This window comes from Eubacterium sp. AF19-12LB, from assembly GCF_003479125.1.
Lineage (GTDB): Bacteria > Bacillota > Clostridia > Lachnospirales > Lachnospiraceae > Eubacterium_U > Eubacterium_U album.
The window spans coordinates 1-1,015 of record NZ_QUGP01000038.1; the positions used below are offsets into that span (position 1 = coordinate 1).

The 1,015-nt window shown below is 39.0% G+C and carries 1 protein-coding gene; it reads left to right on the forward strand.

Annotated features, from left to right (window positions below):
• On the forward strand, positions 1–1,006 hold a 1,006-nt coding region (gene ilvC / locus DWX29_RS12490; RefSeq protein WP_118565975.1), incomplete at its 5' end, for a ketol-acid reductoisomerase.
• Positions 1,007–1,015 lie beyond the last annotated feature (9 nt).

The following is a 1,015-nucleotide window of genomic DNA, read 5'->3' on the forward strand; positions in this document are numbered from 1 at the left end:
TTATCAGGAAGATTGTAACCTTTCATTATTAGATGGAAAGACAATCGCAATCATCGGTTATGGTAGCCAGGGACATGCACATGCATTAAACTTAAAGGAATCAGGATGCGATGTCATCATTGGTTTATATGAAGGAAGCAAGTCATGGGCTAAGGCTGAAAAACAGGGATTTAAGGTATATACAGCAGCAGAAGCAGCAAAGAAAGCTGACATCATCATGATTCTTATTAATGATGAATTACAGGCTGATATGTACAAGAAAGACATCGAACCAAACCTTGAAGCAGGAAACATGCTTATGTTTGCACACGGATTCAACATTCATTACGGATGTATCGTACCACCTAAGGATGTAGATGTTACAATGATCGCTCCTAAGGCACCGGGACATACAGTACGTTCAGAATATCAGGCAGGAAAAGGAACACCATGTTTAGTAGCAGTAGAACAGGATGCAACAGGTAAGGCATTAGATATGGCTTTAGCATATGCATTAGGAATTGGTGGAGCAAGAGCCGGAGTTCTTGAAACAACATTCAGAACAGAAACAGAGACAGACTTATTCGGAGAACAGGCAGTACTTTGCGGTGGTGTTTGTGCATTAATGCAGGCAGGATTTGAAACATTATGCGAAGCAGGATATGATCCAAGAAACGCATACTTTGAATGTATCCATGAAATGAAGCTTATCGTAGACTTAATTTACCAGTCAGGATTTGCAGGAATGAGATATTCAATATCAAATACAGCAGAATATGGTGATTATGTAACAGGACCAAAGATTGTTACAGCAGAAACAAAGAAAGCAATGAAGAAAGTACTTAGCGACATTCAGGACGGAACATTCGCAAAAGAATTCTTACTTGATATGTCACCGGCAGGACGTCAGGTACACTTCAAGGCTATGAGAAAGTTAGCTTCAGAACATCCATCAGAAAAAGTTGGACAGGAAATCAGAAAACTTTACAGCTGGAATAATGAAGAAGACAAGTTAATCAATAACTAAGATTGATTT